The sequence below is a fragment of the Bradyrhizobium sp. JR3.5 genome (genome assembly GCF_054057015.1).
Window position 1 is genome coordinate 2,611,895 of sequence record NZ_JBSRYV010000002.1, and the last position, 20,133, is coordinate 2,632,027.

Sequence of the window (20,133 nt, forward strand, 5' to 3'; positions counted from 1 at the left end):
AGCGATATGAGGACGGTCGACCTGTGTCAAAATATCTCCGGCGGTGTCCCCGACAATTTGGGGGATCGAACAAGAGAGACCAGGGCGTCAGTCGGAATCTGGCAACGGGAACGCGGCGCGAGCGAACGGGTTGACGACGACACGCGGCGGCGAAGCGCCGGGCATCTCGGTGTTCGGTAGCGGCAGTTCGATTTTGAAGACACGAGCAAGCTGGCAACTTGCCGCGATACGTCGCGGCGGGAGGGGGAGGACTTATGCCTTACGGTATCATCACTGCAGTCGAACCAACGACGGCCGAAGTGCAAATTTCCTGTGGTGCCGTAATCAACCCCTTGGACGCTGGCTCTTACCCGCAGAGACCGTCGAGTACGCGCTGACCTCGCGGGACGCATCTTCTCCAAACAGCTGACCTGTCGCGTGGCGCATGGCCGCCACACGGGAGAGCTTTGTCCGGAGCAGACCGCGCCCGCTAGAGGTCGCGTCGTGGCAGGACCCCTGCACGGCGCTTTCGCAATCATCATCTCTCAGTTTTGGAAAAGTACGAAGGCAATGACGAACACGGAACAGGATCGCTGGTCGCGGGTAAAGGGACGTTTGCGGACGAGCGTTGGCGAGGACGTCTACACGAGCTGGTTCGCGCGGATGGATCTCGAGAGCGTGCACGATGAGAGCGTGCATCTGTCGGTTCCGACCCGGTTCCTCAAGAGCTGGATCCAGGCGCATTACGCCGAACGCGTGCTGTCCTGCTGGCAGGCCGAGATGCCCGAAGTACATCGCATCGACCTCACCGTGCGCTCGGCGATCCGCGCGATGGCCCCAGTGAAGGAAGCGGCTGCGCCGGTCGAAGTGCGCCGTGTCGAGCGCAATGACGGCCGTTCTGCGCCTGAACTGCGCTCGTTCGCGACGGCGCCGGTGTCCGCCAGCCATGACGCGCTTGGCGGCTCGCCGCTCGATCCGCGCCTGACCTTTGCAAGCTTCGTCGTCGGCCGTTCGAACACGCTGGCCCATGCGGCTGCGCGCCAGGTCGCGGAAGGTCGCCGCGGCGATCCCGTGATGTTCAACCCGCTCTACATCCATGCCGGCGTCGGCCTCGGCAAGACGCACCTGCTGCAAGCCGTGACCTGGGCCGGCAATTCCGGCGGCGAGCGCAAGGTGCTGTATCTCACCGCCGAGAAGTTCATGTACGGCTTCGTCGCGGCGCTGAAGACGCAGACGGCGCTGGCGTTCAAGGAGGCGCTGCGCGGCATCGACGTGCTGGTCATCGACGATCTGCAGTTCCTGCAAGGCAAGTCGACGCAGGCCGAGTTCTGCCACACGCTGAACGCGCTGATCGACGCCGGCCGCCAGGTCGTGATCGCCGCCGACCGTCCGCCGTCCGATCTCGAAAGCCTCGACGACCGCGTGCGCTCGCGGCTCGCCGGTGGCCTGGTGGTCGAGATGGGTTCGCTCGGCGAGGAACTGCGGCTTGGCATCCTGAAGTCGCGCGTCGCCGCGGCCCGCGCCCACCATGCGACCTTCGACGTGCCGGAGGAAGTGCTGGACTATCTGGCGCGCACCATCACTCACAACGGCCGCGACCTCGAAGGCGCGATCAACCGCCTCTTGGCGCACTCCAAGCTCAACAACCAGCCGGTGACGCTGGAGATGGCCGAGCGCGAGGTGCGCGACCTGATCCGCCCGCAGGAGCCGAAGCGGATCAAGATCGAGGACATCCAGCGCGTGGTCGCCCGGCAGTACAATGTCAGCCGCTCCGACCTCTTGTCGTCCCGCCGCACCGCCAACGTGGTGCGTCCGCGCCAGGTTGCGATGTATCTGGCCAAGACGCTGACCCTGCGTTCACTGCCGGAGATCGGCCGGCGCTTCGGCGGCCGCGACCACACCACGGTGTTGCACGCGGTGCGCAAGATTGAGGCACTGGTCGCCAAGGACACGACGCTGTCAGAGGAAGTCGAATCGCTGAAGCGTCAGCTGCAGGAATAAGACTGCAGGAATAAGGCCGCCTCATTTGGCTGGCTCGTTCCATAGCCCTCCCCTTTATCAAGAGGGGAGGGCTAAACTTTTTTCCGGCCCAAAACGTGGGGAACGGGGCCCGTTTCGCGCCCGTATCCCTTGCACCGGCCGCCCATCCGCGCCACCTTGCGGTCCCCCCGTGGGTTTGATCAAATCCGGTATTGATCCGGCTTATCGGGTTTCCAATGCCGCGGTGCTGCCCTGAACGGCCGCCCGGCTTTTCCATCTGAGGGATCTGGCGGGTATTGCAATGAAGGTCACCGTCGAGCGCGCGCAACTCCTGAAATCGCTGGGTCACGTTCACCGCGTGGTCGAGCGCCGCAACACCATCCCGATCCTGGGCAACGTGTTGATCCGCGCCGAGGGCGCCAAATTGTCGCTGAAGGCAACCGACCTCGATCTCGAGGTGACGGAGACCTTGGCCGCCGAGACCGGAACCGCCGGCTCGACCACGGTGCCCGCGCACATGTTCTATGACATCGTCCGCAAGCTGCCCGACGGCTCGCAGATCGTGCTGGAGGCCGACGGCGACCGCTCGGTGCTCGCGGTGCGCGCCGGCCGCTCGCGTTTCACGCTGCAGACGCTGCCCGAAAGCGATTTCCCGGGCCTTGCCGCCGGCGACATGACGCATTCGTTCTCGCTGCCGGCCTCCGACATCAAGCGGCTGATCGACCGCACCCAGTTTGCGATCTCGACCGAAGAGACCCGCTATTACCTCAACGGCATCTATCTGCACGCCGCCGGCAGCGCCAAGGCTGCGACCTTGCGCGGGGTTGCGACCGACGGCCATCGTCTGGCGCAGATCGACCTCGCGCTGCCCAAGGGCGCGACTGGCATGCCCGGCGTGATCGTCCCGCGCAAGACGGTCGGCGAGGTGCAGCGGCTGATCGAGGGCGACGACGCCGAGATCTCGATCGAGCTGTCGGATGGCAAGATCCGCTTCACGCTCGGCAATGTGGTGCTGACCTCGAAGCTGATCGACGGCACCTTCCCGGACTATGGCCGCGTCATTCCGCAGAACAACGACAAGGAACTGGTGGTCGACAAGAAGGATTTCGAGGCCGCCGTCGATCGCGTCTCGACCATTTCCAGCGAACGCGGCCGCGCGGTGAAGCTGGCTTTGTCCCCCGGCAAGCTGGTGCTCTCGGTCACCAACCCGGATTCCGGCAGCGCCACCGAAGAGCTCGAGGTCGAATACGCCTCCGACGCGCTCGATATCGGTTTCAACTCGCGCTATCTGCTCGACATTGCTGCCCAGATCGAGGGCGAGGTCGCGGTGCTGAAGCTTGCCGATCCCGGCTCCCCGACCCTGGTGCAGGACCGCGACAGCAAGGGCGCGCTCTACGTGCTGATGCCGATGCGGGTGTGACGCACTTCTCTTGGCGCGCATCGGCACTAGATTGCGTCGTGGCTGGGCACGACTGCCCGGCAATGACGAGCTGAGATGACCCCGTCCCGCATTCATCGCCTGTCGCTGACGCATTTCCGCAATTACCGGGCGGCGACGCTGCAGGTCGCGGGCGACATGGTGGTGCTGGTCGGGCCGAATGGCGCCGGCAAGACCAATTGCATGGAGGCGGTCTCGTTCCTGTCGCCGGGCCGCGGGCTGCGCCGCGCGACCTTGGAGGACGTCGCCGACAATCAGGGCGACGGCTCCTGGGCAGTCTCGGCCGAAGTCGAGGGCGCGCTCGGCCTCGCCACGCTCGGCACCGGCATCGATCCCCCGACCGGCGAGGCGAGCAACAGCCGGCGCTGCCGCATCGATCGCGAACCGGTGGGGTCCGCGACCGCCTTCGGCGACCATCTGCGCATCGTGTGGCTGACGCCGGCGATGGACGGCCTGTTCATGGGCGCCGCCTCCGAGCGGCGGCGCTTCTTCGACCGCCTGGTGCTGGCGATCGACTCCGAGCATTCCAGCCGGGTCTCGGCGCTGGAGCGCTCGCTGCGCTCGCGCAACCGGCTGCTCGAGGTGCGCAACTACGACGACCATTGGTGTGATGCGATCGAGCGCGAGACCGCGGAGCTTGCGGTCGCGGTCGCCGCATCGCGCGGCCAGACCGCCGCTAAGCTCGCCGCGATGCTGCACGAGCGCGGCGCCGCCTCGGCCTTCCCGTCCGCCGAGATCATGCTCGACGGCTGGATGGAGAACGCGCTGCTGCAGGAGCCTGCGACCGCGGTGGAGGACCGCTACCGCGAGATCCTGCGCGCCAGCCGTCCGCGCGACGCCGCCGCCGGGCGCACGCTCGACGGACCGCATCTGACCGATCTGCAGGTGGTCTATGCGCCGAAGAACATGCCGGCGCGCGATGCCTCGACCGGCGAGCAGAAAGCGCTCTTGATCGGGCTGGTGCTGGCGCATGCCACGATGGTCGCGGAGATGACCAGCATCGTGCCGCTGCTGCTGCTCGACGAGGTCGTCGCCCATCTCGATCCCACTAGGCGCAAGGCGCTGTTCGACGAACTCGCCAAGCTCGGCGCACAGGTTTGGATGACCGGCGCCGATCCTGCCGCCTTTGTCGATATCGGCCCGACGGGAGAGGTTTTCGACGTCGAATCCGGCTGCGCCACACGGCGCGGCTAAGCGCGCGGAATCGCCTCCGAAAGGGGGGCAAATCTGCCTTCGAATCGGGCTTTTCAGAGCCTCCGGAATCGGCCTTTGAGAGCCTTGAAACAGGCCGAAAAAATCCTATTTATTCAATAGTTTGTAGACAGAGACTTTGCGCTAGGCGCAACTGCTCTTTCATGGCACAAATAGCGGAATCAGCGCCTCATTTTGTGCAGCTGATTCGGGACATCCTCGAAGGCCTCACATGACTGAACCTGCCCGGCAGACCCCTGCCGAATCTGAGCATCCCATTCCGGCTGAATATGGTGCGGAATCGATCCGGGTGCTGAAGGGCCTCGACGCCGTCCGCAAGCGGCCCGGCATGTATATCGGCGACACCGACGACGGTTCCGGCTTGCACCACATGGTCTACGAGGTGGTCGACAACGCGATCGACGAGGCGCTGGCGGGCCATGCAAGCCGCGTCCTAGTCACCCTCCCAACGCCGACAATTCCGTCACCGTGTACGACGACGGCCGCGGCATTCCGGTCGGCATCCATAAGGGCGAAGGCGTCTCCGCGGCCGAGGTCATCATGACCCAGCTCCACGCCGGCGGAAAGTTCGACCAGAACTCCTACAAGGTCTCCGGCGGTCTGCACGGCGTCGGCGTCTCCGTCGTCAACGCGCTGTCCAGCAAGCTCGGGCTGCGGATCTGGCGCGACGACAAGGAGCACTACATCGAATTCGCGCACGGCGATGCCGTGGCGCCGCTCAAGGTGGTCGGCGATGCCCCGGGCAAACGCGGCACCGAGGTCACCTTCCTCGCCTCGCCCGAGACCTTCAAGAACATCGAATATGATTTCGCGACGCTCGAGCACCGGCTGCGCGAGCTCGCCTTCCTCAATTCCGGCGTCCACATCGTGCTCTCCGACATGCGCCACGCGGTCGAGAAGCGCGAGGAGATGCACTATTCCGGCGGCGTCGAGGAATTCGTCAAATATCTCGACCGCAACAAGAAGGCGATCGTGCCGGCGCCGATCATGGTGCGCGCGGAAGCCAACGGCATCGGCGTCGAAGCCGCGCTGTGGTGGAACGACAGCTACCACGAGAACGTGCTGTGCTTCACCAACAACATCCCGCAGCGCGACGGCGGCACCCATCTGGCCGGCTTCCGCGGCGCGCTGACGCGCCAGGTCAACGGCTATGCCGAGGCCAACGCGAAGAAGGAAAAGATCGCGCTGACCGGCGACGATTGCCGCGAAGGCCTCACCGCGGTGCTGTCGGTGAAGGTGCCCGATCCGAAATTCTCATCGCAGACCAAGGACAAGCTGGTGTCCTCGGAGGTTCGACCGGTGGTCGAGAACGTCCTGAATGAGGCGCTGGCGGCCTGGTTCGAGGAGAATCCGAAGGAAGCCAAGGAAATCGTCGGCAAGGTGATCCAGGCCGCCGCAGCCCGCGAGGCTGCGCGCAAGGCGCGCGAGCTGACCCGCAAGAATCCGCTCAGCGTCTCCTCGCTGCCCGGCAAGCTCGCCGACTGCCAGGAGAAGGATCCGGCGAAGTCCGAACTGTTCATCGTCGAGGGCGACTCGGCAGGCGGCAGCGCCAAGCAGGGCCGCAACCGCGAATTCCAGGCGGTGCTGCCGCTGCGCGGCAAGATCCTCAATGTCGAGCGCGTGCGCCCCGACAAGATGCTGTCGTCGGAGCAGATTGGCACGCTGATCACCGCGCTCGGCACCGGCATCAGCGACGACTTCTCGGTCGACAAGCTGCGCTACCACAAGATCATCGTGATGACCGACGCCGACGTCGACGGCGCCCATATCCGCACGCTGCTGTTGACCTTCTTCTATCGCCAGATGCGCTCGATCATCGATGGCGGCTTTCTCTATATCGCCCAGCCGCCGCTCTATAAGGTCTCGCGCGGCAAGTCCGAGCAATATCTGAAGGACGAACGCGCGCTCGAGGATTACCTGATCTCGACCGGGCTCGACGAATGCGTCTTCAAGCCGGCCTCCGGCGAAGACCGCTCGGGCCGTGACTTGCTGTCGCTGGTCGAAGACGCCCGGACGATCCGCTCCGTGCTGCGCAACCTTCACAGCCGCTACAATCGCGCGGTGATCGAGCAGGCCGCGATCGCCGGCGTGCTGACCCCGAGAATCACCAGTGATATCGCGACCGCCAACTCCGCGGCTGATTACATCGCCAAGCGGCTGGACGCAGTTGCCGACGAAGTGGAGCGCGGCTGGATCGGCACCTTCACGGAAGGCCAGGGCTTCCAGTTCGAGCGCACCGTGCGCGGCGTCAAGGAAGTGGCCGTGATCGACGACGCGTTTCTCGGCTCGGCCGATGCACGCAAGCTCGACGAGTATGCGACCAGGCTGCAGGAGATCTACGTGCGGGCGGGCAAGCTCCGGCGCAAGGATGCCGAACAGACCATTCACGGCCCGATCGACCTGTTCGAGGCGGTGACCGATGCCGCCCGCAAGGGCGTCTCGCTGCAGCGCTACAAAGGTCTCGGCGAGATGAACCCGGAGCAGCTGTGGGAGACCACGCTGGACACCGAGGCGCGCTCGCTGCTCCAGGTGAAGATCAAGGAGGTCGACGAGGCCGACGATATCTTCACCAAGCTGATGGGCGACGTGGTCGAGCCGCGCCGCGACTTCATCCAGGAAAACTCGCTCAGCGCCACCATCGACATCTAGGGACCTGCTCCCTGCGGCCAGGCGGACATGCGCTTTCCGAGGCGACGGCTCGGCCAAGATGACGTGTCCGTGACCGCGCGCTCCGCACCGTCGCGCGGCTACCTTTCGTGTGGAAGCTGCGCCGGGAGTCGTGTTACGGTGCCGGACAGCCATTGATTCCGCTACGGAATTTCGCGTGGCCCAATTCGAATCCAAGTCTGGATGATGCGTTAGGGGACATTCCGCGTGCCGCCGATCCAATACATCGTCGAAGGCGGCCGCCGCCTTTCGGGCACCATCGAGCCGTCGGGCAACAAGAACTCCGCGCTGCCGATCATCGCAGCTGCCCTGCTCACCGAGCATCCGGTCACGCTGACCAACGTGCCGCGCATTCGCGACACCGAAACGCTGGTCGAGCTGTGCCGCTCGGTCGGCGCCAGCGCCGAATGGACCAAGCGCAACACGCTGCAGATCCATGCCAAGGAGATCCGCGCCGCCGATCTCGATCCGGCTCTGTGCGCGCGCATCCGCGCCTCGATCCTGCTGGCAGGTCCGCTGCTCGCCCGCTGCGGCGAGGTCGCGTTGCCGCCGCCCGGCGGCGACGTGATCGGCCGTCGCCGGCTCGACACGCATTTTCTGGCCTTCGAGCAGCTCGGCGCCACGGTCACCGCGACGCACCGGCTGGAATTCCGCGCCGCGCGCCTGAAGGGCGCCGATGTGTTCCTCGACGAGCCCAGCGTCACCGCGACGGAGAACGCGCTGGTCGCCGCCGTCGCCGCCCGCGGCACCACCTATCTGCGTAACGCAGCCTCCGAGCCGCATGTGCAGGATCTCGCCAATTTCCTGGTCGCGCTTGGCGCAAAGATCGAAGGCATCGGTACCAACACCATCATCGTGCACGGCCAGGCGACGCTCGGCGGCACGACCTATGCGATCCAGCCCGACCATATCGAGGTCGGATCGCTGATCGGCCTTGCGGCGGTGACCCGCTCGCCGCTGCGCATCGCGCGCGCCGGCGTCGAGCATCTGCGCTCGATCCGGATGGGCTTTGAGCGGCTCGGCATCGTCTGCGGCGTCGAGGGCGACGACCTCGTCGTGCCGTCGAACCAGACCATGAAGATCCAGGACGATTTCGGCGGCCACGTGCCGAAGCTCGAGGACCAGCCCTGGCCCGCCTTCCCGGCGGACCTGATGTCGATTGCGATCGTCACCGCTACACAGTGCGACGGCGTCATCCTGATGCACGAGAAGATGTTCGAGTCGCGGATGTTCTTCGTCGACAACCTGATCGCGATGGGTGGCCGGATCGTGCTGTGCGACCCGCACCGCGCGATCGTGGCCGGTCCGAGCCGGCTGCGCGGCGCGCCGATGAATTCGCCCGACATCCGCGCCGGTATGGCGATGCTGCTGGCCGCGGTGTGCGCCAACGGCACCTCCACCATCAACAATGCCGACCAGATCGAGCGCGGCTATGAGCGGATCGACGAACGGCTCAACGCGCTCGGCGCCAAGATCAAGCGGATACCAGCGCGATCGTGATCCGGGCGTGATCCAGAAAAACGTGACGCGCCTTTCCCGTCGGACCATGCTCAAACGACAATTTGGGAGGCGATGATCTCTGCGTGAGATCGTCGCGTTTGGGCAGTTTGGCCATCCTTCCGGCCGGTTTGCCGTGCTAAGCGTGCCGTCATGACCTGCATCGACAAGATCGATCCGGCCGCGTCGCACGCGGCCGTCGTCCCCTCTCGCGAGCTGCTCACGGCCGAGCTCGCCGAAACGCTGAAGCTCGCGGTGCCGCTTGCGCTGACGCAGCTCGGGCTCAGATCGCGATGATGACGACCGACCTCGCCTTCATCGGACGGCTCGGCAGCGAGTACGTGGCTGCGGCGGCGCTGGCGCATACCGTGTATTTCGTCAGCTTCACCATCGGCATGGGCATGATGGCGGCGGTCTCGCCATTGGCCGCGCAGGCGTTCGGCGCCCGCAACCCGCGCGTGATGCGGCGTTCGCTGCGCGTCGGGTTGTGGGCCGCCTTCTTCATGGTGCTGCCGCTGATGGCGCTGCCGTTCCAGGGCGAGCGCATCCTGCTCGCGCTCGGCCAGACCCAGGCCACCGCGCATCTGGCGCAGCAATATCTGTTCGGGCTCGCCTGGGGCATCCTGCCGGCGCTGTGGTTCATTGCGATCCGTGGCTTCATGAGCGCGGTGAACCGGCCGGAGCCGGTGCTGTGGATCACGCTCGCGGCGATCCCGGCCAATGCGCTGATGGTCTACCTGTTGCTCTACGGCAAATGGGGCATGCCCGAACTCGGCATGTTCGGCGCCGGGCTTGCGACCACGATCGTCAATCTCGGCACCTTCCTCGCCGGGATGTGGTTCGCGGCGCGGCGCCGCCCGTTCCGCAAGTACCATGTGTTCAGCCGCGTCTGGCGCATCGACTGGCCGTTGATGGGCAAGCTTGTCGCCATCGGCGCGCCGATCTCGATCGCCTTCCTCCTGGAATACGGCCTGTTCGGCGCGGCCGGCCTGCTGATGGGGCTGATCAGCACCACGGCGCTGGCGGCGCACCAGATCGCGCTGCAGATCGCGGCGATCCTGTTCATGGTGCCGTTCGGCGTCAGCATGGCCGCCACCGTGCGGGTCGGCCAGGCGGTCGGCCGCCGTGACACCGACGCGGTGCAGCGGGCTGGCTTTGTCGCGGTCGCGCTCTCCGGCGTGTTCATGAGCATCATGACGCTCGCGGTGATCCTGGCGCGCTTCGAGATCGCGGCGCTGTTCCTCGGCGAAGCTTCTGACGCCACCGCGCAGCTCACCGCGATGCTGCTCCTGATCGGCGCGACGTTCTTCATCGCCGATGGCGTGCAGACCACCACCGCCGGCGCGCTGCGCGGTATGCACGACACCCAGGTGCCGCTGCTGTTCGCGACCATCAGCTACTGGCTGATCGGATTCGCGTCCGCCTACGCGCTCGCCTTCTGGGTCGGGCTCAAGGCGCCCGGCGTCTGGATCGGGCTGTCGCTCGGCACTGCGGTCTATGCGACCCTCCTGATCTTGCGTTTCCGCCTGCTGGCACGCAGACTGGTTGGACGCAGGTCGACGAGGTCGCACCGAACGGAGGCTAGTCCATGACCTTGGCGGTCGACCTGTTCTTCTCGTTCCGCAGTCCGTACAGTTACCTGGCGCTGCCGGAGACGCTGAAGATGGTCGCCGACTACGACGTCGCGGTGAATTTGCGGCCGGTCTATCCGCTCGCGGTGCGCGTGCCCGGCTTCTTCAGGAAGACCAATCCGCAATTCGCCCGCTATGTCGTGCTCGATTCCAGCCGCGTCGCCAAGCACGAGAACATCCCGTTCCGCTTTCCGCGCCCGGACCCGATCGTGCAGGACATGACGACGCTCGACGTCGCCGAACACCAGCCCTACATCCACCGCCTGACCCGGCTCGGCGCTGCCGCCCAGCTTGAGGGGCAGTCGCTTACCTTCACCTCCGCGATCAGCCGCGTGCTGTGGGACGGCTCGGTGAAGGGCTGGAACGAGGGCGATCATCTGGCACGAGCAGCCGATGCCGCCGGATTCGATCTCGCTGCGATGGATGCGGCGATCGCCGCCGACCCCGATCGCTATGAAGCGGTCATCAAGGGCAACGAGGAGGCGCATGCGGCCTCCGGCCATTGGGGCGTGCCGACCTTCGTGTTCGCCAACGAACCGTTCTTCGGTCAGGACCGTATCGATCTCCTGATCTGGCGCATGGAGAGCAAGGGCCTGACGCGCCGCACGGCGTAGCCAAAGGTCATGCCGCGCTCTTCTCCGATGTTTCCGCAACGATCTTCTCGGAAGCATCTTCGTTCGTGCACCAATTGCCGTGGCAGCGCTTGAGGTCGTTCAGGTTCTGCCGCATCTGGTCGAGCGAAAATCCAAGCGCGAAGAACCGCTCCATGGCATCGACCGGAAGGCCGCGGGTCAGGCCCTCGCTGCGCACCGCGGCAACCTCCTCGCTGTAGGCATGCAGCGCGGCATCGACCGGCGCTATGTCGGCCGGGCCGCTGCCGGCGCGCAGGGCCGTCGCGACCGCCACCATATAGGTCACGATGGCATTGCTGACGTCGGCCAATGGCCGCGCCAGCCTGGCCTGGATATCGGCCGGCAGCGGCACGACGCAGGCGCGCCCGATCATCACGACGTCGTGCCGCAGCCGCTGGATCGTCCGCAGCAGCGGACCGGTGTCCGGCCCGGATGACAGATGCATGGTGCGTTCACGCTCGGCCTCGAGGCCGGTTGCGTGCAGATTGGTCACCGCGCTGCCGATGCCATCCTGGATCCGGTGCAATGCGTCGTTGTCGAGCCCGCGCGTCAGGCCGGCGAGCAATTCGGCGAATGCTGCCGAGAGCAGTTCCAGCAGCTTCGACGCATTGACCCTGATCTGGCTGACCGCGCGCGACGGCAGCACCAGGAACGAGATCACAAGGCCGGTCAGCGCACCGACCGTGACCTCGAGGACGCGGTCGATGGCGGAGTCCAGCGGATTGGAATGTTGCATCGTCGGCAGCAACAGCACGATCACGGCCGTGACCGTCGCCGAGTTCAGGCTGGGATTGAGCGCGGCGATGAACGCTAGCGGCACGATCGCCAAGACCAGCAGCGCCAGCAGGCTGCCCTCGCCGGAATGCGGGATCAGCACCGCGATCGCGCCGCCATAGATGGCGCCGCCGATGGTGCCGAGCATGTAGTCGCGGGTTGCCTTCAGCGAGCGGCCGACGCTCATCTGGGTCACGATCAGCGAGGTCAGCACCGCCCACAGCGGCAGCAGCAGGTGCAGCGCCAGCGCTATGGCGTAGGCCGCCACGCCGGCGGACGCGATCCGGACCGCCAGCGCCAGCTGCGTCCTGCGGGTCCAGAGCTGCTCGAACATGCGTTTTGCGAAGGTCCTCATGCACCCTGATCCGCAATCAATGGAAAGGCCCGTGTTACATGACTTGACGTCCAGCGACCGGAAGCATGGCTGCTGCCCGCGGCGGCAAGGTGGCTTGAAAGGCCAAACCCGCCCGCCTACCCTGCGCCGCAAAATTGAGGAAACACGATGGCCCACGAAACCGCAACGCTCGCCGCCTACGTCGCCGACCTGAAATATTCCGATATCCCACCGCAGGTGCTGGAGCGCGCCAAGGTTTTGACGCTGGATTTCCTGGGCAGCACCATCCGCGCCCGCCGCGATGCGGAATCGACCCCGTCGCTGATGAAGATGCTGGAGGCGCTGGCGCTGGACGGCAAGGGCGAGGCCACGGTGTTCGGCGACACCAAGACCTGGACGCCGGCGGTCGCGGCGCTGCTCAACGGCGCGCTCGGCCATTCGCTCGACTTCGACGACACCCACGCCGATTCCTCGCTGCATCCGAGCGCGCCCGTGGTGCCCGCCGCGTTTGCGATCGGCGAGATGGTCGGCGCCTCCGGCCGCGACGTGCTGACCGCGATCGTCGCCGGTTATGAAGTGTGCTGCCGGCTCGGCAACGCCCTCGATCCGACCTCGCATTACGCCCGCGGCTTCCACCCGACTGCGACGGCCGGCACCTATGGCGCGGCGGCGGCGGCGGCCAAGCTGTTCGCCCTGTCGAAGCAGCAGATCGTCTCCGCGTTCGGCGTCTCCGGCAGCCAGGCTGCGGGCTCGCTGCAGTTCCTGGTCAACGGCGCCTGGAACAAGCGCTACCAGGTCGGCGCCGCCGCGATGAACGGCGTGATCGCCGCGACGCTCGCACGCAACGACTTCATCGGTTCGAGCGAGTCGGTCGAGGGCAAGCACGGCCTGCTGGTCGGCTATACCGATGACGCGCATCCGGACAAGGCGGTGGCGGGCTTGGGCCACACCTACGAGACGCTGAAGATCGGCGTGAAGCCGTATCCGAGCTGCCGCTATACCCATGCCGCGATCGACGCGCTGATCGCGATGCGGCGCGAGCACAATCTGACGCCGGACCAGATCAGGAAGGTCGAGATCGGCCTCCACCGCAACGGCATCACGCTGACCGGCGACGCCGCCACCAAGCGTCACCCGACCTCGGTGGTCGGCGGCCAGTTCTCGATGTTCTTCACCGGCGCAATCGCGCTCGACCAGGGCCATTTCGGCTGGGACGATTACGACCGGCTGGGTGATACGGCGATCGACGCGCTCGCCGACAAGTTCGACGTGGTGCAGGACGACCGCCTCGAGGTCGGCCGCACCCATCCGTTCGGCGCCCGCGTCTCGATCACCACTGATGACGGCACCCACGAGCGCCTCTATGCCGATCCATCCGGCGAGCCGACCTCGTTCCCCGATGCGCAGGCGATGCAGCAGAAGTTCTTGACGCTGGCCCGCCCGGTGCTCGACAAGCGCGCCGATCAGCTCGCCGACGCGATCCTGACGCTGGAGCGCTTCGACCGTGTGGAGAAGGCGACGCAGTTGGGACGGCAGTAAGCCGGGCGTCGTCGAGGCCCAGGCTGCGCGCCGCATCTACCACTGTCGTTCCCGCGAAAGCAGGACCCATAACCACAGGGTTGCGTTGTGAGATTGAGCTGCGGCCCCAGCTTCGCGCAACAATGCGCATTCGGGGTAATGGGTCCTGGCATTCGCCAGGACGACGATGAGGATGGGTCGCGCAATTCAAGGCGTCAAACAGCTTGTTCGGTGTCATCACCCGCGCATGCGGGTGATCCAGTATTCCAGAGACAGCTGTGCTTGAGCCGAGAGGCCGCAGCGTACTGGCTCGCCCGGTCAAGCCGGGCGATGACAGGTGTGGTTGACGACGCAGCTTCGCATTTTCACGACATGATTCGTCCGAACCTCACTGTCATTCCGGGGCTCGCGAAGCATGAGCCCGGAATCCATCAAGCCGCATCACGCGTGGCAAAATGGATTCCGGGCTCATGCTTCGCATGCCCCGGAATGACGGAGACCTACTCCGCTCCATCAATGATCACAAAATCCCCGTCCGAGTATTTCTGCCGGATCGCTTTCGCGGCCTGATAGTCGGGGCAGGTGTAGCATTCCATCGCGGTGGCGCGATCCTTGAACTCGATGACGAAGTTGCGCTCACGCGTTGCGCCTTCCATCACCTCATAGGGGCCGTTGCGCACGATGAAATTGGCGCCGTATCTGGCGAATACCGGCATCGCGGCGGCGAGATATTCGGGATAATGCGCTTCGTCGTGAACCGTGACGTGCACGATCCAGTAGGCTTTCGGCATGATGGTCTCCGGCTGAGGCGCGTTTCAAGAAGCTGTGGCGCATCTCCTGCGAGATGCGCCACAGCATCAGAAAATTCCGGAGGCCGGGATTCAATTCACGATCGCGCGGGTGTTGTGTGACGTCTCCGTCAATTGCCGCCAGCGAGCCGCGCGCCTGTCGATGTCGCCGCGACGACATCGCGAACCAGATCGAACACGCCGTCCGCCTCGGGCGGCATGTTCGGCGAGCGACCGAGCCGCACGATGACGAGCCGCTGTGACGGCACGATGATCACATACTGCCCGATCGTGCCCTTGGCGAAATACGCATCGCGCGGCCAGCCATGCGCGATGCGATGGTTGGCGCCGAAGCTGTCGCCGAGATTGGTCCAGAAGCCCGCGCCGTAGCCGACCCAGGCATTCGGCGTGGCCGAAGCCGAATAGACCGCCCAGCCCTCCGGCAGAATGCGCTTGTCGCCGGCCATCCCGTCATTGAGGTAGAGCTGGCCGAGACGCGCCCAGTCGCGTGCGCTCGCCATCATCGCGCCCGATCCTTCCGGCGTACCCGCAGCATCGAACTGCATCACGACATTGCGCATGCCGAGCGGACCGAAGAGCTTCTCACGCGCGAAGCGGATGACGTCCGCCGCCTGCCCGCCGGCGGCGTTGCGGATCAGATGCGAGAGGATGAGGTAGTTGCCGTCATGATAATTCCAGACCTGGCCAGGCACGCTCTCCAGCGGAGCGCTCTCGGCGAAGGCGGCCATATCGGATTCCATGAACTTCATGCGGTTGACCGGCTCGAGCACGGACGCCAGCGACGCCTGCAGCGAGCTGCCGAGCGCAAGCCCTGCGGTGTGGCGCAGCAGCTCGTCGACCGTGATCGCGTGGCGCGGATCGTCTGGATTCCGCCAGGCAGCGATCGGGACCGGCTGGTCGCGCGTCAGCCTGCCTTCGCGGACGAGGACTCCGATCAGGGTCGAGACCGCCGACTTGCTCATGGAGAAGCCGAGTAGCGGCGTCTCGATGCCGATGCCGTCGGCGTAGCGTTCGGCGACGATACGACCGTCCTTCATCACGACAACAGCGCGGGTGTGGCGGAACGGCGGCTCCGCCGGCTCGGCAAAAGGCACGGTCGAGCGCGGCCCCAAGCTGCGGGCTTTGTGGCGCGACGAGCGCAGGACCTGCGATCTCGGGCAGCGATGCGGCTTGCGGTTTCGAGGGCGGAGGCGCGGTATCGGCGAGCACCACGCCGTGGTCGAGCGTGCAACCGAACCCCTCGCGATAGACCGCGTGGCTGCGGCCAAGCCCGAACAGCGTCACGGTGACGTCTTTCCGACCAAGGTCGACCTCGGTGTCCATCGCCCAGGTGATCAGGCCGGCTCCCGGCATCGCGTCGGTGGTCTCGGCCAAGTTTCGCTTCGGGTCGAGCCCGCTGACGAAGGTTTCCGAGCAAACGACGTCGGCGACAAAGCCGGTCGCGACCTTGGGCACATCGCGGGCCCGGGCGGCAGACAGCGCCAGCGCACCGAAAGCGGTGGTGGCAATGAGAATGAAGGCGAGCTTTCGACGAGTCACGGTATCCTCCGGCACGGCGCATGGGGCGCGTGGCCGGGATCAGGCCGGAGCGGACGCGCAAGCGCTCGCCGGATTTGGAATCGGGCTGGCCGAGAACTCGGTGCGGCCCCGCCGATTCTGGAATTATACAATGATTACAAAGGGTCCAACCGCGGGCTCGTGTCGCCTCTCCTGCTTGCGGGAGAGGGAGAAGAGTCACACCGCGCTCGCTTTCCGCTTCCGATACTCCGTCGGCGTCACACCGGTCGTCGCCTTGAAGGCGCGGTTGAAGGGGCCGAGCGATTGGAAGCCGGCGTCCATCGCGATGGTGATGACGGGAACTGCGGACTGCGAGGGATCGGCGAGCGCGGCCTTGGCCTCCTCGATCCGGTGATTGTTGAGGAAGACATTGAAATTGCGGTAGCCGAGCCGCTGGTTGATCAGCCGCCGGAGACGATATTCGGGGATCTTCAGCCGGGTTGCCAGCGTGCCGATCGTGACGTTGTCGTGGCGATAGATGCGCTCGTCCGCCATCAGCCGCATCAGGGCATCGACCAGTCTCTGGTCCCGGCCGCCTCCTCGACCGCAGCCGGCTTCGTCAGCACGACGGCCTCCGCCGGCACCGTGAACAGGTCGGCACCGTCGACGCGCATCATCGCCCAGGTGATTGCGGCCACGATGGCGGTGAGCACGGCCGCGTTCAGCAAATTGGCCCATTCCACGGTCACGCGGCTGCCGGCATAGGCGATCTGAAGCAGCGCGTTCATGCCGCCGTACAGCGCAGATGCGGCGACGATGAAGACGCGGACACGGCGGCGGCGCTCGACCAGATCTGCCGACCACGATCCGATGGTTTGCGCCACCGCGAGCGCAACGAAGGCGAGCGTGAGCGAATTGACCATGATGATCGCGATCCGCGCGTGACCGGCGGGTGCGATCCACATGCAATTGACGAAGCTGTAGGCCACGACCGCAGCCCAGATCAGGCCGTGCCACCAGCGCAGCTGAAACGCGTCATCGAACAGCGCGCGCGTGAACAGCCAGAACACCACGATATCGCCGGTCGAGAGCGCGATCAGTGGCGCATGCCAGTCCGAGACCGGCGGCCCGGCACCCATCGACGCGGTCACCGCATGCGCGGCCGAGCCGAGCGCGAAGGCGATCGCGAGCCGCCCGGCCAGCACCTTGCGGAAATCTGCGAACATTGAGGCCGCAAGCACCATCAGCAGCGTCACGGTGGCGGTGCGCAGACACAGTTCGGTCGCGGCAAAGGTCATCGGTCGGTTTGCTTCGGGCTCGAAACGGCAACGGCTCGAACATCGGCCGTCACGCCGGCTTTTTCAAGAACCATCGCACGGCCAGCGGCTGCGCTGCGTGACCCAGATATCGACGACATCGCCCTCGAGCTTGCCCGGGCCCTCATTGACAGCACCCAGCCGCCGCGCCACGGCCTGCGAGGCGACGTTGGCGGGATCGATGCAATGGATGATGCGGTCGACGGTGAAGTTCGCGAACACAAAGTCGATCGCGGCACGCGCCGCCTCCACCGCATAACCCTTGCCGCGATACTCCTTGGCGATGCCCCAGCCGACTTCGAGGTCCGGCCATTCAGGCGGACAATACGGCCCGACGCGGCCGATGTAGCGGGACGAGGATTTCTCCTCGACCGCGAACATGCCGAAGCCGTGCAGCGCCCAATGGCCGGAGATGACCGCCGCATTGCGCCAGCCCTTCAGCTCCGACGCGACCGGCTGATGATCCGGCGTGATGAAGCGCGCCGTCTCGGGATCGGACAGCATCCGCGTGTTGTCAGCGATGTCGGACGCGCGCCACGGCCGCAGGATGAGACGCGACGTCTCGATCACGGGCCCATCGACCTGCAACAGCTTTGCGCCCGGCTTGATCAGAGAAACCATGGTTGGCTCCGGTTTCCAAATTTATGCTGTTATCACGCGCGTGCACACGCCAGAAGTACTTCGTCGTCCCTGCGAAAGAGCAGGGAGCATAGCCACCGATATCAGTTGGTGCGGAGGGTGCGGCCACAGCCTTCGCAACGTAAGCATTCGTGGTTATGAGTCCGGCTCGCGCGGAGCCTGTCATCGGGGCGGCGCTTCGCGCCGACCCGTTGGCTTGGCCGGGACGACAGATAGAGAGTATGATCCGGCAAAACTGCAAGGAGTCCGACATGAGCTGGCAGCCTTCAACCGATCCCGAACTCGGCGATCCCAAGACCTGCGACGCGCTGGACCTGATCATCGTGCCGCGCACCCGCGATCTCGGCGACGGTTTTGCCGTGCGTCGCGCACTGCCGCATGGCAAGCGGCAGATGGTCGGGCCCTTCATCTTCTTCGATCATTTCGGTCCGGTGCAATACCTCGCCGGCAAGGGCATGGATGTGCGGCCGCATCCGCATATCGGGCTCGCCACCGTCACTTATCTATTCGACGGCAGCATCATGCACCGCGACAGCGAGGGCAACATCCAGGAGATTCAGCCCGGCGCGATGAATTTGATGACCGCGGGCCGCGGCATCGCGCATTCCGAGCGCACGCCCGACGTGCAGCGCCGCGACGGCCAGAAGATGCTCGGGCTACAGAGCTGGATCGCGCTGCCGGCCGGCAAGGAGGAGATCGCGCCTTCGTTCCAGCACTATGGCGCGGGCGACCTACCGATGATCTCGGAGCGCGATTTTACCGCGCGCGTCATCGCAGGTTCAGCGTTCGGCATCAGCTCGCCGGTCAGCATGGTCTCGCCGTGGTTCTACACTGAAGTGACCGCGCAGGCCGGCACCTCGGTGCCGCTCGACCCCGATCACGAGGAGCGCGCGATCTATCTCGTCGACGGCGAGGTCGAGATCGCGGGCGACCGCCACGAGGGCCCGCGGCTCCTGATCTTCCGGCCCGGCGACCGCATCACCGTGAAGACGCTGCGGCCGACCCGCATGATGTTTTTGGGCGGCGATGCCCTGGAAGGGCCGCGCCACATCTGGTGGAATTTCGTCTCGTCGTCGAAGGAGCGGATCGAGCAGGCCAAACAGGACTGGAAAACCGGGCGTTTCTCGCAGGTTCCGCACGAACACGAGTTCATTCCGCTGCCGGAGTGAGCTATTTCCTGTGATAATCTCTCACGCCCGCACGCCTCGTGTGCGGGCGCTCGTGTTCGCAAAGCCACCCGGAAAGACCCCGCCCATGACCGCAATGCTATCCAGCGATTTGCCGCTGCCCCGGATCGGCCGCGGCAAGGTGCGCGATATCTACGCCGTCGGCGACGATCGCGTGCTGCTGCTCACCACCGACCGCATCTCGGCATTCGACGTGGTGATGGCGGAAACCATTCCGATGAAGGGCGCAGTGCTGACCCAGATCAGCGCCTGGTGGTTCCGGCAGCTCGAAGGCACTGTGCCGCACCACATGATCAGCGCCGATGCCGACGAGATCATCCGCGCAGTGCCTGCATTGAAGGATCATCGCGCCGACATCCTCGGACGCGCGATGCTGTGCAAGCGCACCACCGTATTCCCAATCGAATGCGTGATCCGCGGCTACATCTCCGGCTCGGCCTGGAAGGAATACACGCCGCTGAAGGCACGCTCGCCGGCGAGAAGCTGGCAGCAGGCCTGGTCGAGAGCCAAAAGCTCGAGCCCGCGATCTTCAGCCCGGCGACCAAGGCCGAGGCCGGCCATGACGAGAACATCACGGTTAAGCGGGTGCGCGAGATCGTCGGCGCGGACGTTGCCGCGACGCTCGAGAAGATGGCGCGCGATGTCTACGCTTACGGCGAACAAACCAGCCGCGCCCGTGGCATCATCATCGCCGACACCAAGTTCGAATTCGGCCGCGACAAAGACGGACGCATCATCCTGATCGACGAGGTGATGACGCCGGACTCGTCGCGGTTCTGGGCGGTCGATGCCTACAAGCCCGGCCAGCCGCAGCCGAGCTTCGACAAGCAGCCGCTGCGCGACTATCTCGACGTCGAACGCCACGCCGGCCGCTGGAACGGCGAAGCCCCGCCGCCGCCGCTGCCCGCCAGCGTGGTGGATGCGACCAGCAAGCGGTATCTCGAAGCGTATCGCCGCGTGACGGGCAGCGAGCTGAAGATCTAGCTTCCGTCAGCAGCGCCGTATTCTTCCTCCGTCATTGCG

10 protein-coding genes and 5 pseudogenes are annotated in these 20,133 nt (G+C 65.6%); 10 read left to right on the plus strand and 5 right to left on the minus strand.

Going from position 1 to position 20,133, the window contains the following annotated elements:
- The first annotated feature begins 549 nt into the window (after nucleotides 1-549).
- The 7 genes and pseudogenes from dnaA (at nucleotide 550) to ACVWW1_RS29425 (ending at nucleotide 11,018) form a co-directional block, all read left to right on the plus strand.
- The gene (gene dnaA, locus ACVWW1_RS29395; RefSeq protein WP_176534719.1) at nucleotides 550-1,980 is read left to right on the plus strand and encodes a chromosomal replication initiator protein DnaA; all 1,431 of its coding nucleotides are present in this window, start codon (nucleotides 550-552) and stop codon (nucleotides 1,978-1,980) included.
- A gap of 280 nt (nucleotides 1,981-2,260) precedes the next feature.
- Nucleotides 2,261-3,379, plus strand: coding sequence for a DNA polymerase III subunit beta (gene dnaN / locus ACVWW1_RS29400; RefSeq protein ID WP_176534718.1), 1,119 nt, complete (start codon nucleotides 2,261-2,263; stop codon nucleotides 3,377-3,379).
- Nucleotides 3,380-3,454: 75 nt separating this feature from the next.
- A complete protein-coding gene (gene recF, locus ACVWW1_RS29405) occupies nucleotides 3,455-4,591 on the plus strand; it encodes a DNA replication/repair protein RecF (protein ID WP_456658315.1) in 1,137 nt (378 codons plus the stop codon).
- A gap of 229 nt (nucleotides 4,592-4,820) precedes the next feature.
- Nucleotides 4,821-7,258 (plus strand): annotated as a pseudogene (gyrB, locus tag ACVWW1_RS29410) (DNA topoisomerase (ATP-hydrolyzing) subunit B).
- Nucleotides 7,259-7,483: 225 nt separating this feature from the next.
- The gene (murA, locus tag ACVWW1_RS29415) at nucleotides 7,484-8,776 is read left to right on the plus strand and encodes a UDP-N-acetylglucosamine 1-carboxyvinyltransferase (RefSeq protein WP_207834360.1); all 1,293 of its coding nucleotides are present in this window, start codon (nucleotides 7,484-7,486) and stop codon (nucleotides 8,774-8,776) included.
- A gap of 150 nt (nucleotides 8,777-8,926) precedes the next feature.
- A pseudogene (locus tag ACVWW1_RS29420) lies at nucleotides 8,927-10,365 on the plus strand (MATE family efflux transporter).
- Entirely contained in the window at nucleotides 10,362-11,018 is a 657-nt protein-coding gene (locus tag ACVWW1_RS29425; protein WP_456658316.1) for a DsbA family protein, read from the plus strand. Before ACVWW1_RS29420 ends, ACVWW1_RS29425 begins: the two are co-directional and overlap by 4 nt.
- Nucleotides 11,019-11,025: 7 nt before the next feature.
- On the opposite strand, the gene ACVWW1_RS29430 is transcribed toward ACVWW1_RS29425, so the two are convergent.
- Nucleotides 11,026-12,165 carry an FUSC family protein gene (locus ACVWW1_RS29430; RefSeq protein ID WP_456658317.1) on the minus strand — a complete coding sequence of 380 codons (1,140 nt, stop codon included), beginning with the start codon at nucleotides 12,163-12,165 and terminating at the stop codon, nucleotides 11,026-11,028.
- Between the two features lie 147 nt (nucleotides 12,166-12,312).
- On the opposite strand from ACVWW1_RS29430, the gene ACVWW1_RS29435 reads away from it, so the two are divergent.
- Nucleotides 12,313-13,683, plus strand: coding sequence for an MmgE/PrpD family protein (locus tag ACVWW1_RS29435; RefSeq protein WP_456658318.1), 1,371 nt, complete (start codon nucleotides 12,313-12,315; stop codon nucleotides 13,681-13,683).
- Between the two features lie 479 nt (nucleotides 13,684-14,162).
- Here ACVWW1_RS29435 and ACVWW1_RS29440 read toward each other — a convergent pair whose 3' ends face one another.
- The 4 genes and pseudogenes from ACVWW1_RS29440 to ACVWW1_RS29455 all read right to left on the minus strand — a co-directional run bounded on the left by ACVWW1_RS29440 (nucleotide 14,163) and on the right by ACVWW1_RS29455 (nucleotide 17,905).
- Nucleotides 14,163-14,453, minus strand: coding sequence for a DUF1330 domain-containing protein (locus ACVWW1_RS29440; protein ID WP_176534709.1), 291 nt, complete (start codon nucleotides 14,451-14,453; stop codon nucleotides 14,163-14,165).
- A gap of 128 nt (nucleotides 14,454-14,581) precedes the next feature.
- Nucleotides 14,582-16,010: pseudogene (locus tag ACVWW1_RS29445) on the minus strand (serine hydrolase domain-containing protein).
- 195 nt (nucleotides 16,011-16,205) lie between these two features.
- Nucleotides 16,206-17,266 (minus strand): annotated as a pseudogene (locus tag ACVWW1_RS29450) (helix-turn-helix domain-containing protein).
- A gap of 63 nt (nucleotides 17,267-17,329) precedes the next feature.
- A complete protein-coding gene (locus ACVWW1_RS29455) occupies nucleotides 17,330-17,905 on the minus strand; it encodes a GNAT family N-acetyltransferase (protein ID WP_456658319.1) in 576 nt (191 codons plus the stop codon).
- Nucleotides 17,906-18,174: 269 nt separating this feature from the next.
- Between ACVWW1_RS29455 and ACVWW1_RS29460 the strand changes: the two genes are divergently transcribed.
- On the plus strand, nucleotides 18,175-19,092 hold the full coding sequence (locus tag ACVWW1_RS29460) for a pirin family protein (protein ID WP_207834344.1): 918 nt from the start codon (nucleotides 18,175-18,177) through the stop codon (nucleotides 19,090-19,092).
- An 85-nt stretch (nucleotides 19,093-19,177) separates the two neighbouring features.
- Nucleotides 19,178-20,094, plus strand: a pseudogene (locus tag ACVWW1_RS29465) (phosphoribosylaminoimidazolesuccinocarboxamide synthase).
- Nucleotides 20,095-20,133 lie beyond the last annotated feature (39 nt).